Source organism: Rhodoferax sp. (genome assembly GCF_034520025.1).
Taxonomy (GTDB): Bacteria; Pseudomonadota; Gammaproteobacteria; order Burkholderiales; family Burkholderiaceae_C; genus Allorhodoferax.
Map to the genome: position 1 here is coordinate 1262101 of NZ_JAXHNZ010000001.1, position 14801 is coordinate 1276901.

General features: G+C 55.3%; 16 protein-coding genes and 1 tRNA gene. 11 read left to right on the plus strand and 6 right to left on the minus strand.

The window, feature by feature from the left end:
- The first annotated feature begins 110 nt into the window (after positions 1 to 110).
- From petA to U5L73_RS06105, 6 genes are all read left to right on the plus strand, one after another.
- A complete protein-coding gene (gene petA, locus U5L73_RS06080) occupies positions 111 to 725 on the plus strand; it encodes a ubiquinol-cytochrome c reductase iron-sulfur subunit (protein ID WP_313875309.1) in 615 nt (204 codons plus the stop codon).
- Between the two features lie 10 nt (positions 726 to 735).
- The gene (locus U5L73_RS06085) at positions 736 to 2151 is read left to right on the plus strand and encodes a cytochrome bc complex cytochrome b subunit (RefSeq protein WP_313875310.1); all 1416 of its coding nucleotides are present in this window, start codon (positions 736 to 738) and stop codon (positions 2149 to 2151) included.
- Positions 2152 to 2168: 17 nt separating this feature from the next.
- Positions 2169 to 2924 (plus strand): cytochrome c1, encoded by a 756-nt coding sequence (locus U5L73_RS06090; RefSeq protein ID WP_322561508.1) that lies wholly within the window; start codon positions 2169 to 2171, stop codon positions 2922 to 2924.
- 103 nt (positions 2925 to 3027) lie between these two features.
- On the plus strand, positions 3028 to 3639 hold the full coding sequence (locus U5L73_RS06095; RefSeq protein WP_313875312.1) for a glutathione S-transferase N-terminal domain-containing protein: 612 nt from the start codon (positions 3028 to 3030) through the stop codon (positions 3637 to 3639).
- A 14-nt stretch (positions 3640 to 3653) separates the two neighbouring features.
- Complete coding sequence (locus tag U5L73_RS06100) at positions 3654 to 4139, plus strand: ClpXP protease specificity-enhancing factor (protein WP_322561509.1); 486 nt, start codon at positions 3654 to 3656, stop codon at positions 4137 to 4139.
- Between the two features lie 48 nt (positions 4140 to 4187).
- Positions 4188 to 4263: transfer RNA gene (locus U5L73_RS06105), tRNA-Thr, on the plus strand.
- A gap of 16 nt (positions 4264 to 4279) precedes the next feature.
- On the opposite strand, the gene U5L73_RS06110 is transcribed toward U5L73_RS06105, so the two are convergent.
- Complete coding sequence (locus U5L73_RS06110) at positions 4280 to 4594, minus strand: hypothetical protein (protein WP_322561510.1); 315 nt, start codon at positions 4592 to 4594, stop codon at positions 4280 to 4282.
- 30 nt (positions 4595 to 4624) lie between these two features.
- On the opposite strand from U5L73_RS06110, the gene U5L73_RS06115 reads away from it, so the two are divergent.
- From U5L73_RS06115 to U5L73_RS06135, 5 genes are all read left to right on the plus strand, one after another.
- Complete coding sequence (locus U5L73_RS06115; protein WP_322561511.1) at positions 4625 to 5581, plus strand: M23 family metallopeptidase; 957 nt, start codon at positions 4625 to 4627, stop codon at positions 5579 to 5581.
- Positions 5582 to 5723: 142 nt separating this feature from the next.
- Entirely contained in the window at positions 5724 to 8477 is a 2754-nt protein-coding gene (secA, locus tag U5L73_RS06120) for a preprotein translocase subunit SecA (protein WP_322561938.1), read from the plus strand.
- A 10-nt stretch (positions 8478 to 8487) separates the two neighbouring features.
- The gene (gene argJ / locus U5L73_RS06125; protein WP_322561512.1) at positions 8488 to 9714 is read left to right on the plus strand and encodes a bifunctional glutamate N-acetyltransferase/amino-acid acetyltransferase ArgJ; all 1227 of its coding nucleotides are present in this window, start codon (positions 8488 to 8490) and stop codon (positions 9712 to 9714) included.
- Between the two features lie 13 nt (positions 9715 to 9727).
- Positions 9728 to 10600: an ATP-binding protein gene (locus U5L73_RS06130; protein WP_322561513.1), complete on the plus strand. Its 873-nt coding sequence runs from the start codon at positions 9728 to 9730 to the stop codon at positions 10598 to 10600.
- Positions 10597 to 11106 carry an NUDIX domain-containing protein gene (locus tag U5L73_RS06135; protein WP_322561514.1) on the plus strand — a complete coding sequence of 170 codons (510 nt, stop codon included), beginning with the start codon at positions 10597 to 10599 and terminating at the stop codon, positions 11104 to 11106. Before U5L73_RS06130 ends, U5L73_RS06135 begins: the two co-directional genes overlap by 4 nt.
- 1 nt (position 11107) lies before the next feature.
- Here U5L73_RS06135 and U5L73_RS06140 read toward each other — a convergent pair whose 3' ends face one another.
- The 5 genes from U5L73_RS06140 to U5L73_RS06160 are packed head-to-tail and all read right to left on the minus strand — an operon-like array spanning position 11108 to position 14787.
- Entirely contained in the window at positions 11108 to 11311 is a 204-nt protein-coding gene (locus U5L73_RS06140) for a DNA gyrase inhibitor YacG (protein WP_416221263.1), read from the minus strand.
- A gap of 21 nt (positions 11312 to 11332) precedes the next feature.
- Positions 11333 to 12088 (minus strand): cell division protein ZapD, encoded by a 756-nt coding sequence (zapD, locus tag U5L73_RS06145; protein WP_322561515.1) that lies wholly within the window; start codon positions 12086 to 12088, stop codon positions 11333 to 11335.
- A gap of 25 nt (positions 12089 to 12113) precedes the next feature.
- Entirely contained in the window at positions 12114 to 12710 is a 597-nt protein-coding gene (gene coaE / locus U5L73_RS06150; RefSeq protein WP_322561516.1) for a dephospho-CoA kinase, read from the minus strand.
- A gap of 14 nt (positions 12711 to 12724) precedes the next feature.
- Positions 12725 to 13570: an A24 family peptidase gene (locus tag U5L73_RS06155; RefSeq protein ID WP_322561517.1), complete on the minus strand. Its 846-nt coding sequence runs from the start codon at positions 13568 to 13570 to the stop codon at positions 12725 to 12727.
- The gene (locus U5L73_RS06160) at positions 13570 to 14787 is read right to left on the minus strand and encodes a type II secretion system F family protein (protein ID WP_322561518.1); all 1218 of its coding nucleotides are present in this window, start codon (positions 14785 to 14787) and stop codon (positions 13570 to 13572) included. Before U5L73_RS06160 ends, U5L73_RS06155 begins: the two co-directional genes overlap by 1 nt.
- Positions 14788 to 14801: the final 14 nt, after the last annotated feature.

Consider the following 14801-nt stretch of genomic DNA (forward strand, 5'->3'; position numbering starts at 1 on the left):
ACAAGGGCATTGCGAAGGTGACTTGCGCAAGTCCTTGTTCATTGAATAACCCTACATCCGTCAGCTACAATTCTTGTCTAATCTACTAGCGACGTTCGTTGAGGATTCTCATGAGTGAAACACTTGTCGACAGCAAAAAGATCGACGCCAGCAAGCGGACTTGGCTGATTGCCTCCGGTTGTGCTGGTGCGGTAGGTGGTGTTGCAACCGCCATTCCCTTTGTGAGTACCTTTCAGCCGTCTGAGCGCGCGAAGGCTGCAGGAGCAGCCGTTGAGGTAGACATCGCTGAACTAAAACCCGGCGAGAAGGTCACTGTTGAATGGCGCGGCAAGCCTGTGTGGATTGTTCGACGTACGCCAGAGCAAGTGGCTGCTTTGGCCGGTATCGATAGCCAGCTAGCAGATCCCAAGTCAGAGCGCAAGCCTGACGAGCTGACGCCGGAATACGCCCGCAATGAAGCGCGCTCCATCAAGCCGGAGTTCTTTGTGGCAGTGGGTATCTGCTCTCACCTTGGTTGCTCTCCCTCTGACAAATTCCAGACCGGCGCTCAGCCTTCGCTTCCTGATGATTGGAAGGGCGGCTTCTTGTGCCCATGCCATGGTTCGACGTTCGATATGGCTGGCCGGGTCTTCAAGAACAAACCGGCGCCTGACAACCTAGAAGTCCCCCCACACATGTTCCTGTCCGACAGCAAGCTACTTATCGGCGAAGACAAGAAAGCCTGAGGAATAAGACATGGCCCGAGCATTCAAGGACATATCGCCTAACGCCTCTTCCGGGGAAAAGGTAACCAATTGGTTCGAGAACCGTTTTCCCACGGCTTTTGATGCCTACAAAGTTCACATGTCGGAGTATTACGCTCCGAAGAACTTTAACTTCTGGTACATCTTCGGCTCGCTGGCTTTGCTGGTGCTGGTGATTCAAATCGTCACCGGGATTTTTCTGGTCATGCACTACAAGCCCGACGCCAATCTGGCGTTTGCCTCTGTGGAGTACATTATGCGCGATGTGCCTTGGGGCTGGCTGATCCGCTATATGCACTCGACTGGTGCTTCTGCGTTCTTTGTAGTTGTGTACCTGCACATGTTTCGCGGCTTGATCTACGGTAGCTACCGCAAGCCTCGAGAGTTGGTGTGGATTTTTGGTTGCGCGATTTTCTTGTGCCTGATGGCCGAAGCCTTCATGGGTTATCTGCTGCCTTGGGGTCAAATGTCTTACTGGGGTGCACAAGTTATTGTGAACTTGTTCGCCGCTGTCCCCTTGGTTGGGCCTGACCTCGCGCTGCTGATTCGCGGAGATTTTGTGGTGGGTGATGCTACGTTGAACCGATTCTTCAGCTTCCACGTGATTGCTGTCCCATTGGTGTTGTTGGGCTTGGTGGTTGCGCACTTGCTTGCGTTGCACGATGTGGGCTCTAACAACCCAGACGGCGTCGAAATCAAAGGGCCCAACGCCCCGCGCGATGCCCAAGGTCACCCCTTGGACGGCGTTCCCTTCCATCCTTACTACACCGTGCATGACATCTTTGCGGTGAGCATGTTCTTGATGGTGTTCACTGCCATCATTTTCTTCGCACCAGAGTTCGGCGGGTATTTCTTGGAGTACAACAACTTCATCCCCGCTGACCCGCTAAAGACTCCAGCCCACATTGCTCCAGTCTGGTATTTCACTCCTTTCTATTCCATGTTGCGGGCTATCACCAGCGAGATGATGTACGCGCTGATCGCCTGTGTGATTGGTGCGGCTGCTTTCGGTGTGATCAAGGCGAAATTGCCCAATATCTTCAAGGCTGCTATCGTGGGTGCTGCAGTGCTTGTCTCTGTGGCCATGCTGTCGATCGACGCTAAGTTCTGGGGCGTGGTGGTCATGGGTGGTGCGGTTGTGATCTTGTTCTTCTTGCCGTGGCTCGACAACAGCCCGGTGAAGTCCATTCGCTACCGTCCGGATTGGCACAAGTATTTGTACGGTATTTTTGTGATCAATTTTGTAATCTTGGCCTACCTTGGCGTGCAGCCCCCGTCTCCGATAGGTGAGCGTGTTTCCCAAGTAGGCACCTTGTTTTACTTCGGCTTTTTCTTGCTGATGCCATGGTGGAGCACTGTGGGTGAAAGCAAGCCCGTGCCAGCCCGCGTGACATTTGCAGCCCACTGAGTGCTGGAGATTTAAGTATGAAAAAAATCATTTTCGGCTTGGCTCTCGTTTTGAGTTTGGTCGGTGGGGCTAACGCCGCTTCCGGTGGGATTGCTTGGGACAAAGCACCTTCCAAAACGAACGATTTGGTGTCTCTGCAGAACGGAGCCAAAGTATTTGTAAATTACTGTTTGAACTGCCACTCTGCAGCATTCATGCGATTCAATCGTTTGAAAGACATCGGACTGACAGATCAGCAAATCAAAGACAACCTGCTGTTCACTACCGACAAGGTGGGTGAGACCATGAAGGCGGCAATCGATCCACGGCAAGCGAAAGAGTGGTTTGGCGCTAACCCCCCAGATCTAACCGTGATAGCACGGTCGCGCGCTGGAGCGGGTGGGACGGGTGCTGATTACCTCTACACCTACATGCGCACCTACTACGCAGACGACACCAAGGCCACGGGTTGGAATAACTTGGCTTTCCCGAGTGTTGGTATGCCTCACGTGCTGTGGGAGCTTCAAGGGAAGCGCGTGCCCATTTATGAAACTGTTGTGAATCACGGACATGAGGAGAAAGTCTTCAAAGGTTGGCAACAAGTAACGCCAGGCACCATGACACCCGCCCAATACGATCAAACGGTGGGTGACTTGGTAAACTACCTTCAATGGATGGGCGAGCCCGCTCAGAACACACGCGTTCGCGTGGGCGTTTGGGTGTTGCTTTTCCTTGCGGTCTTAACCTTGTTTGCGTGGCGTTTGAATGCTGCCTTTTGGAAAGACGTGAAATAGAGGTATCGGCTGTCCTGCTCCCGGTGAGGGTGGCTAGTGACAGATTCAGAGTGGGCCCGCTGACGCGTCCCACTCTTTTTGCATTTTTTAGGAGTCTTTCCCCATGATGGTGCTGTATTCAGGAACAACCTGCCCCTTTTCCCATCGGTGTCGTTTCGTTTTGTTCGAAAAGGGCATGGATTTTGAGATCCGCGACGTAGATCTCTACAACAAGCCTGAAGACATCAGCGTGATGAATCCTTACGGTCAAGTGCCAATCCTCGTCGAGCGGGACCTGATTTTGTATGAGTCGAACATCATCAATGAGTACATTGATGAGCGTTTTCCGCATCCACAGTTGATGCCCGGAGACCCCGTGGATCGCGCACGCGTACGCCTGTTCCTTTTGAATTTTGAGAAGGAATTGTTTGTGCACGTAAATACCTTAGAAGCGCGTGCGACCAAAGGCAATGAAAAGGCTTTAGAAAAGGCTCGCGCGCACATCCGCGACCGCTTGACTCAGCTCGCCCCAGTGTTTTTGAAGAACAAATACATGTTGGGTGAAAGCTTCTCGATGTTGGACGTGGCTATTGCCCCCTTGTTGTGGCGTCTGGATTACTACGGTATCGAACTCAGCAAAAACGCTGCTCCGCTGTTGAAGTACGCAGAGCGCATTTTTTCGCGCCCCGCTTATATTGAAGCATTGACCCCCTCTGAAAAGGTCATGCGTAAATAACGCAGGATGTATCTATGCTCGACTCCATGGACGCCCCTTCCACTCGCCCTTATTTGATCCGTGCCTTGTACGAATGGTGCACTGACAGTGGCTTTACGCCTTTCATCGCCGTTCAGGTGGACGATGCGGTGCGGGTCCCCATGGAGTTTGTGAAGGACGGAGAAATCGTCCTCAATGTCAGCTTCGATGCCACCAGCGCCTTAAAGCTTGGAAACGAATACATCGAATTCAAGGGCCGGTTTGGAGGTGTGGCTCGCGACATCCTAGTGCCTGTCGATCATGTTCTGGCTATCTATGCCCGTGAGAATGGCCAGGGCATGGCGTTTCCACTCTCGACGAAGACCCCCAACAAAACGCAGTCACCTGACGCCGAGGGAGTCAAAAGGGCACCAGGTGCGGCGTTGACGGCAGTGGATGCCGCTCAAGAGGCTGACCCAGAGCCTACTCCGCCTAAGTCTCCAGCACCAGCATCGCGCCCAGCGCTCACGCGAATTAAATAGTGCGTTCTCTCAGGAGGCGCTAAATTGCTGGTGTAGAATCTAGCCCGTGCCGGTTTAGCTCAGTTGGTAGAGCAACCGCCTTGTAAGCGGTAGGTCATCAGTTCGAATCCGATAACCGGCACCATTTCTTTCTCGCTTATCTACCGTGTAAGCGACGACATTTGTACCTTGAGTCGAATTGAGGTAACCTCCCACCCCTTTGACTGCAAGTGCGCCTGTAGTGCGGGCGTAAGCTGACGTAGTTTGGCCGCTACCGCATTGTTGTCCAGCAGTAGGCACCAGGTCGTGCCTTCAATTGGTCCCGGTTTGATGTTCTTCAGGATTCCTCCCGGAATGAGCCGCTCCAAGCTTTTAAGGCGCGCGCTCGACTCCTTGGTGAGCACGGCAAGGTGTGACAAGGTGGGCGACTCGTGGGCCGCCTGTAGTGCTGAAACAGAGCGGTGGTTTCTGATCATGTATGCGAGATGCAATGAGGGGTTCGCTGGATGCAGGTGATTATCACGGATGCGTGGATGGCGAGATCCCGCGCTTTCCATCTCAATGGCTTTAAATTGATCCTGGCGATACTGCTGGCATCGTTGGTGTTGATGCTGGTGTCCGCGGGGCTTTACCACTGGGTATTCATGAAGGGTGCGCGAGAAGGCTGGCCAGTGATTGGGTCGCTGGTGCGCCTCGTTGCCAAAGACGAAATTGCCCAGCGCGACCGATATCTTAAAGAGAATATCGAAGTACTTGCCAAGCGCCTGGGCGAGATGCAGGCCAAGATGTTGCAGCTAGAGTCGCTCGGTGAACGTGTTTCCGGTCTCGCTGGTATCAACCCGGCTGAAATTACAGCCGCACCAGGGCGCGGGGGGGCGCTGATCGCAAGCCGTCACCTTTCCATCGAAGAGCTTGATGCAACTTTGGCTTCTTTAGATAGCGCTGCCAGTAAAAATGCGGACGTCATGACCGTCATTGAGTCCCGTCTCTTCGAGCAGAGGATAAAGAAGATGATGGTGCCTACGCAGCAACCAGTGTTGGATGCCAATCTGGGCTCCATCTTTGGGTGGCGGATTGATCCCATCACAGGCCGTTCGGCTTTGCATACAGGGCTTGATTTTCCGGCGAGTGTCGGGACGCCGATCTACGCTGCGGCTGGTGGCTTGGTTGTCACGCAGGAATACCACCCGCAATACGGAAATATGCTCGAGGTGGATCATGGCAACGACCTCATCACACGATACGCACACGCCTCTAAAGTCCATGTGAAAAAGGGCGATCTGATCAAGCGTGGGCAGCGTATCGCGGATGTCGGTAACACCGGCCGCTCTACAGGGGCACACCTTCACTTTGAAGTCTTGGTTCAGGGCGTCCCTCAAGATCCACAGAAGTTTCTGAATGCTGGAAAAGGTTTGGGCACTGAGCGGTCTGCCTCTTCCAAGGCGTCTGTTCTACAGCGTTAAAATCAGCCGATTGACTCGATGCTGAGCGCTGGCCATTAGTCTGGCTTGACTTCCCGCAAAGAGCCTCCACTTTCTCAAGATAAACAAAGGACTGTGCAGTCCGGTGAGCCCATGGTGGGTCCGTCGGGCAGTGCTCGCATTGATGGCTATTAACTTCCTTACCAAAATTTTTGGCAGCCGCAACGATCGTTTGCTCAAACAGTATCGGGTCGTAGTAACTCGCATCAATGCACTGGAGCCTGAGTTCGAGGCCCTTACCGACGACGGGCTCCGTGCCAAGACGCAAGAGTTCAAAGACCTTGTCGCCAAAGGCGAGACACTCGATGCCATCCTTCCGGAAGCTTTTGCGCTAGTCCGTGAAGGCTCCAAGCGCGTCATGAAAATGCGCCACTTCGATGTGCAAATGTTGGGTGGAATGGCACTGCATTATGGGAAGATTTCAGAAATGCGCACCGGTGAGGGTAAAACCCTCACTGCGACCTTGCCGGTGTACTTGAATGCACTGAGCGGTAAAGGTGTCCACGTTGTTACCGTCAACGATTACCTTGCCAGCCGCGACGCGAGATGGATGGGCCGCCTTTACAACTTCTTGGGTCTGACCGTCGGCATCAACATGCCCCAAGCCCCGCGTGAAGACAAGCAGCAGGCCTACAACTCTGATATCACCTACGGCACCAACAACGAGTACGGTTTCGATTACCTCCGCGACAACATGGTCTACGAGGCGAGTGACCGGGTGCAACGCGGACTGAACTTTGCCATCGTGGATGAAGTTGACTCCATTTTGATCGACGAAGCCCGCACACCACTCATCATCAGTGGCCAAGCTGAAGACCACACCGAACTCTATCTCGCCATTAACAGAGCGATTCCGCGCTTGGTCAAGCAAGAGGGGGAAGCTGATCCCATCACAGGGCAAGGCATTACCAAACCCGGCGACTTCACTTTAGATGAGAAGAGTCACCAAGTTTTCTTGACGGAACAAGGGCACGAAGTAGCCGAGTCCATCTTTGCAGAGCTGGGCTTGATCCCTGCGGGCTCTTCTTTGTATGACCCGGCCAACATCACACTCATGCATCACTTGTACGCAGCGTTGCGTGCCAATCATCTGTACCACCGTGATCAGCACTACGTTGTGCAAAACGGTGAAATCGTCATCGTCGACGAGTACACCGGCCGTCTGATGACTGGTCGCCGTTGGAGCGATGGCTTGCACCAAGCGGTGGAGGCCAAAGAAGGAGTGCAGATCCAGGCGGAGAACCAGACGCTCGCATCTATCACTTTCCAGAACTATTTCCGGCTCTACAGCAAGCTGGCGGGTATGACCGGTACCGCAGACACCGAGGCCTACGAGTTTCAGGAGATCTATGGTCTCGAAACTGTAGTGATCCCGCCAAACCGCATCAGCCGCCGGGACGACCAGTTGGACCGTGTCTACAAGACAACCCGCGAAAAGTACGATGCGGCGATCAAAGACATCCGCGAATGCTATGACAGGGGCCAGCCTGTGCTGGTGGGAACCACTTCGATTGAAAACTCAGAAATCATTGCTGAGCTGCTCGACAAAGAAAAGTTGCCTCACCAAGTCTTGAACGCTAAGCAGCACGCACGCGAAGCCGATATCGTGGCTCAAGCAGGTCGTGAAAAGATGATCACGATCGCCACCAATATGGCAGGCCGAGGTACCGATATTGTGCTTGGCGGCAACATGGACAAGTTGCTGGAGGCAATTGAGGGCGATGCCACTTTGGACGAAGCTGTCAAGCAAGCCAAAGTCGCTGAGTTGAAAAGCCAGTGGCAAAAAGACCATGAAGCCATCAAGGCACTGGGTGGCCTTCGCATCATTGCTACCGAGCGCCATGAATCTCGCCGGATCGACAACCAACTCCGCGGTCGCTCAGGGCGTCAGGGTGATCCTGGTTCATCCCGTTTCTATCTGAGTCTGGATGATTCTTTGATGCGGATCTTCGCCGGTGACCGCGTGAAATCCATCATGGATCGCCTCAAAATGCCCGAGGGCGAAGCTATTGAGGCCGGCATCGTGACCCGCAGCATTGAAAGCGCACAACGCAAAGTAGAAGCGCGCAACTTCGATATGCGCAAGCAGCTGTTGGAATACGACGATGTATCCAACGACCAGCGCAAGGTCATCTACCAGCAGCGCAACGCCATTTTGGATGCCACCGATCTGGAGGCTCAGATTGCGGGCCTGCGCGAGGGTGCTTTTGAAGACATGGTGCGTCAGTTCGTTCCTGCAGAGTCGGTAGAAGAGCAATGGGATATTCCATCGCTCCAGAAGATGCTGTCAGACGAATGGCAACTGAACCTGGACCTCCAGAAACAAGTAAGCAGCGCCAGCTCTATTACCGATGAAGAAATCGTGACCACCGTCACTACGGCGGCAAACGAAGCTTTCGAGAGCAAAGTGAACCTGGTCGGCAAAGACAACTTCACCCAATTCGAGCGCATGGTGCTCTTGCAGAGTATCGATAGCCACTGGCGTGACCATCTGAGTGCCTTGGACTACCTGCGCCAAGGTATCCATCTGCGCGGTTACGCACAAAAGCAACCCAAGCAAGAATACAAGCGCGAAGCGTTTGAACTATTCGGGCAGTTGCTGGACTCCGTCAAAAACGACGTTACCAAAATCTTGATGACCGTCAAGATCCAATCCAACGAACAATTGGAGCAGGCAGCCGACGCGATTGAATCGCGCGGGGAAAGCATCGCCAACGTGACCTACACCGCTCCCACAGAGACTGGTGAAGTCGAAACGACGGCTGATGCCACTACCGTAAAAACTGCCGAGTCCGATGTTCCGCGTGTCGGCCGCAACGACCCTTGTCCTTGCGGCAGCGGCAAAAAATACAAGCAGTGCCACGGCAAACTCTCTTGAAAGTCTTTGTATGCCAGTGAACCTCCCGCTGCCTGTTGCAGCAGACTTGTTGCCGGTGCCCGGTGTCCGAATCGGGGTTGTAGAGGCAGGCGTTCGCAAGCCGGGCCGAAAAGATGTGACCGTGATGCTGCTGGACCCCGGCTGCACCGTGGGCGGAGTCTTCACGACGAACCGCTTTTGTGCAGCCCCGGTACAAATTTGTCGCGAGCATCTCGCAGCGAGTGACATTCGAGCAGTCGTGATCAACACTGGCAATGCCAACGCCGGCACTGGAGCCGATGGACTGGCGCGCGCCAAGGAAACCTGCTCTGCTCTGGCGGCCAAACTCAGCCTCAAAGCCACGCAGGTGCTGCCGTTTTCCACCGGCGTGATCATGGAACCACTCCCTGTGGACCGGATCGTGGCCGGCTTGGACGCCGCAATTTTGGACGCCCGGGAAAGTAACTGGCTCAAGGCGGCCGAGGGGATCATGACCACGGATACCCAGCCCAAAGCTTTCAGCGCAACGGCCATGGTGGACGGCTTTCCGATCACTGTCACGGGTATCAGCAAAGGTGCGGGCATGATTCGCCCGAACATGGCCACCATGTTGGGGTTCATCGCCACCGATGCCTGTATCGATGCGTCCGTGATGCCCGCCCTCGCACGCGAACTGGCCGAAGGCTCGTTTAACCGGGTAACGGTAGATGGCGACACCTCTACCAACGATTCTCTGTTGGTAATCGCTTCAAACAAAGCCGGCAATCCAACGGTCACTGATTTGAACGCAGTCTCGGCCGCCCCTTTAAAGCACGCCATGCTGGAGGTTGCTCGCAAGTTGGCGCAAGCCATCGTTCGGGACGGCGAAGGTGCAACCAAATTCATTTCCGTGCAAGTTGAGGGTGGCGGAACCGAAGCGGAGTGCCGCCTCGTGGCCTATGCCATTGCGCATTCCCCTTTGGTCAAAACCGCATTTTTCGCTAGCGATCCCAACCTTGGCCGTATTCTGGCTGCCGTGGGCTATGCGGGCATCCAGGATTTGGATCAGTCACTCATCGAGCTATTCTTGGACGATGTGCACGTCGCAACCCGTGGTGGTCGGAATCCGGCTTACCGTGAAGAAGACGGTCAGCGCGTTATGAAGCAAAGCGAGATCACGGTGCGCGTCCACTTGGGGCGGGGCGCTGCCAGCCAGACGGTCTGGACTTGCGACTTCAGCCACGACTACGTCACGATCAACGCCGACTATCGCTCCTGAACGGGATTGCTTGATGTCTGATGCACTAGAGCGCTTTTTAGCGCGGGCTGAACTGTTCATGCAACGTGTGGAGGCCTCACTTCCGCACACGTTGACGGCGCCAGATTGGAATGCGTCGATCGCCTTCCGTTATCGTCGCCGTTCCGGTGGCCAAGGTGTCATTTCTCCAGTGCAGCATGTGGGCGCCATGTCATTGGACTCACTGCGCGAGATCGACGATCAAAAGGAAAAAATCCAACGCAATACAGCGCAGTTTGTGCGCGGTGGCTTGGCAAACAATGTCCTGTTAACCGGCGCCCGCGGCACCGGAAAGTCATCGCTTATCCGAGCGTGCCTTCAGACCTATGCACCTTCTGGCTTGCGTCTCATCGAGGTGGACAAGGCAGACCTGATAGATCTCCAGGACATCATCGAACTGATCGCAGCACGGCCGGAAAAATTCATCATCTTTTGCGACGATTTGAGCTTTGATGATGGCGAGCCAGGCTACAAAGCACTGAAGTCGGTGCTGGACGGATCCGTCGCAGCCTCTACCCCGAATGTGTTGATTTATGCGACCAGTAATCGGCGCCATCTTTTGCCCGAATACATGTCCGACAACCTGAGCTACAAACACACCGAAGATGGGGAGGTGCATCCTGGTGAAGGAGTGGAGGAGAAAATTTCCTTGTCTGAGCGTTTTGGCCTGTGGGTAAGCTTTTACCCCTTCAGCCAAGACGAATACCTGTCGATCGTCAACCAGTGGTTGACCGCATTGGGTTTCGACTCAGCAGCCATTGAGGCTGCCCGCTCTGAGGCCCTCTTGTGGGCACTCGAGCGCGGAGCGCGGAGCGGCCGTGTCGCCTATCAGTTTGCACGCGATTATTCGGGGCGGGCCGCATCTTGACGGCATCCACCCCATGGGTCGCTGATCCCCAAGCCCAGCGCGCGGGTAGTGCAGACCGTCCTGCTGTGGAGGTTGCGGTGGGGGTGTTGGTTCGCCCGGATGGTGCATTTTTGTTGACTTCCAGGCCCGAAGGTAAGCCTTACGCAGGCTATTGGGAGTTCCCCGGTGGCAAGGTCGAGGCGGGAGAAACCATTGAGCAGGCGCTGCGTCGTGAGCTCACAGAAGAAATCGGCATTCACATCGGCCCTGCCTTACCTTGGCGGGTGGAAATGGTCGACTATCCACACGCGTTAGTGCGTTTGTACTTCTGTAAAGTCTTTGAGTGGAGTGGCGAGCTAGAAATGCGCGAGTCCCAGAGCTTTGCATGGCAACAGCTCCCGGTCGCTGTGGAACCTGTGTTGCCGGGCACCATTCCAGTGCTCGACTGGTTTGCCGCAGAGCGCAATCACACGGGTGCTACTGTTTTAGGAGCTACTAGCGCATATTCCGCGCCGGTGATTGGTTGATTTACTGTAGTTTCGGGTCACCGAAGGGCGCCTCGTCGGGCGGTGCCTCTGTGGGCACTCTGAACGACTCGCTGGCCCAAGCACCCAAGTCCAAGTTTTTGCAGCGCTCGCTGCAAAAAGGGCGAAACAGATTGCGCGGTCCGTAAACGCTATCGCCACCACAAGCGGGGCAGCGCACCAGCTTTTCCAAGATTGGAGAGTCCATCGTCATTCGGGGTGGCGCCTATCAGGAGCACAAGGTCAGTTCAAAGCCCGTATCCTGGGCGTTGGAGTGCAGGCGGTCGTCGGCTTCGTGCCGCATAAAGCGAATCGATACCATCAGCCGGTTCCCGCTAATCTCTGGGATCACTTCGAGGGCAGGGTCCACCGCCAAGCGTAGCAGCTGGAAAGTGCGGCCTTGCGGCAAGTTTTGCTGGAATTGCCCAGCAACTGCCATCACCTTCTGGGGCGCACCTGAGTCGCGTAGCATCTTCAATAGCAGGTGAATCGAGGCTGCCAAAGGTGCCAGTGTCGAGGCCCAGCGCTGCAAATCTTGCTGTCGTGCAGCCGCATCGCGGTGCTGCCATGCATAGTAGGCGGGCAAATCAAATTCGCAGGTACCTCCAGGGATACCCACGCGGCTACGGATACTCATCAGCCAGTCGTTCTCAGTGAGCGATTGCCCGGCCTTACCGGCCAGAGCATTCAAGTCGGTAAAGCACTGGTCGAGTTGACTCACTACCTTGTCGAGCGCCGCTTCGGAGATCGCAGGGTTACCCCGGTAACCGTTCAACACCTGCTTTTGCTTGTCCAGGTCCTTCAGTACATCTGACTTCAGGTCCGCCCGTGCACCCACATCCATGACTTCAAAAATCGTAGTCAAGGCGAAGTGGTGATCCAAGGGGTCCGGGCGCCCCATCAACTCGGCCAGACGCAGAAACAGGTGTTCTAGCCGCAAATACGTGCGGATGCGTTCGTTGAAGGGGTATTCGTAAAGGATCACGCTGGTATTTCCGGTCGGCGGTCGATCATAGCCCGAAGTGTGCGCCCATTTGCTTCGTTACCGCCTCAAGTTGCAGCAAAGACAGCCCTTCGTTAGAGATCACACAGTCGGCAGCAGCAAGCCGGGTGAGACGTGGGGCTTGGCTGTCAATGACAGCCTGCACTTCGTGGACTTCCAGGGCATTTCTCTGCATGACTCTGCGGATCTGTGTCTCGGTCGAGCAGTCGACCACGAGCACCTTATCGAGCCGCTTTCGCCAATGCGCAGACTCGACCAACAGAGGAATGTCCAGCACCACACATCGCGCGCCACGGGACTGAGCCTCTCGAGTGGCAGCCTCAATGGCTGCGCCGACAAGTGGGTGAATGATGGACTCCAGCAGCTTGCGGGCTTCTGTGTCTTGGAACACCATTGCCCGCATTTTTACCCGGTCCAGTGCACCCGTGGCATCGATCATGTCCGTTCCGAATGCGGCGCTGATGGGGGCAATGGCGCTTCCACCTGCGGCAGTTGCCGCACGCGAAATGGCATCGGCATCCACGACTGATGCACCGCACTGCTCCAAGAAAGCGGCCACCGTACTTTTTCCGCTGCCGATACCACCAGTGAGCCCGACCCGCATCTCGTGTGCCCTGCTTACAAATTGGCCATCTGGCGCAAGGTGTCAGGCCCAATGATTAACGCGGCAAAACCTGCGCCGGCCAGAAAAGGCCCAAAGGGCACATAGCCCCCTTCCCGCAAACCGCTCGTGAATTTCATGGCAATACCCACGATGGCACCTATTACGGACGCCAGCAAGATCATGGGGATCAGCACCGGCCAACCAAACCATGCACCGAGCGCGGCAAACAGCTTGAAGTCACCGTAGCCCATGCCTTCTTTGCCGGTTATCAATTTGAACAGCCAGTAAATCGACCACAACGACAAATACCCCGCCACCGCACCCCACAGGGCGGTACTCAAGGGCACCGCAGTCCACCCAAGAGCGGATGCCACCAAGCCAAGCCATACCAAGGGCAGTGTGATGTCATCTGGTAGCAGGGTGGTGTCCCAGTCAATCATGGCCAAACTCACCAGCGCCGCACAAAAGACACACCACACCAAGGCGGTAACGGTCAAACCCCATTGCCAGGCGCAAAACCCGAAAAGCGCTCCAGTGACAAACTCCACAAGCGGGTAGCGTACGCTGATCGGCTTTTTGCATTCAGCGCAGCGTCCGCGCAGCGCCATATAGCTAACAACCGGGATGTTTTCGTACCAAGCGATCAAGTGGCCGCAGTGCGGACAACGCGACCGTGGCACCATCAAATTAAAAGGGGCTTGTGCAGGCGGCTCTTTGCCTGCCATCTCTGCATACTCCGCAGCCCATTGCCGTTCCATCATCTTGGGCAGCCTGTGGATCACCACATTCAAGAAGCTGCCAATCAGCAGCCCCAGCAAACCCAATATACCCACGTCTAGCCACTGCAAACCGGTGCTCATCAAACCACTTGTCCCAACTTGAAGATCGGCAAATACATCGACACCACAATCCCGCCGATGAGTGTGCCCAGCACCACAATGATGATGGGCTCCATCAGGCTGGAAATGCCAGCCACCATGTCATCGACTTCTGCTTCAAAAAAGTCAGCCGCCTTGCCCAACATATGGTCAATGGAGCCCGACTCCTCGCCGATCGCGCACATCTGCAGCACCATGGAGGGGAATAGATTCACATTCGACATCGCTGCAGTCAATGAAGTCCCGGTGGACACTTCCTGTTGAATCTTCTGCGTCGCCTTCAGGTACACCACGTTACCGGAGGCGCCGCCCACCGAGTCCAGCGCCTCTACCAAAGGCACCCCGGCCGCAAACATGGTGGATAGCGTGCGGGTCCAACGGGCCACACAGCTCTTTTCCACCATGACGCCGAATATGGGCAGTTTCAACATCACGCGGTCCATGAAGGCCTGCACTTTCTCGTTGCGGCGCCACGCCTGCATGAAAAAGTACAACCCACCGCCAATCCCGCCAAATATCAGCCACCAATACTCAATAAAAATTTCACTCAAGGCAATCACAAACAGGGTGGGTGCTGGCAGTTCTCCGCCAAAAGAGCTGAAGACCTGTTTGAACGACGGGATCACAAAAATCATGATCACTGAGACCACCACGAATGCCACCACCAACACCGCAATCGGGTACATCAGCGCAGACTTGATCTTGGACTTGATGGCCTCTGTCTTCTCCATATAAACAGCCAAACGGTCCAGCAACTGGTCCAAAATACCGGCCGACTCGCCCGCTTCCACCAAGTTGCAATACAGGTTGTCAAAGTACAGCGGGTACTTGCGGAACGCTGCACTCAGCGAGGTACCAGTTTCCACATCCGCGCGGATATCGCTGAGCAACTTGGTCACACTGGGGTTCGGGTTGCCGCGGCCCACAATGTCAAAGGCTTGCAGCAAGGGCACGCCGGCCTTCATCATGGTGGCCAGCTGACGGGTAAAGATCGCCATGTCTTTGGGCTTGATCGATTTGCCCGAGCGCATGCGCCGCTTCTTAATTTTGGTGGGCGTCACACCTTGACGGCGCAACATGGACTTCACCTGGTTTTCACCCGCGGCTCGCGTCTCGCCCCGGACTTGCTTGCCGTTGCGGTCTTTGCCTTCCCACTCAAAAACCACATCTTTGGTGGGCGCAGATTTTCCTGTTGCCATAGATCTCCCGGGGT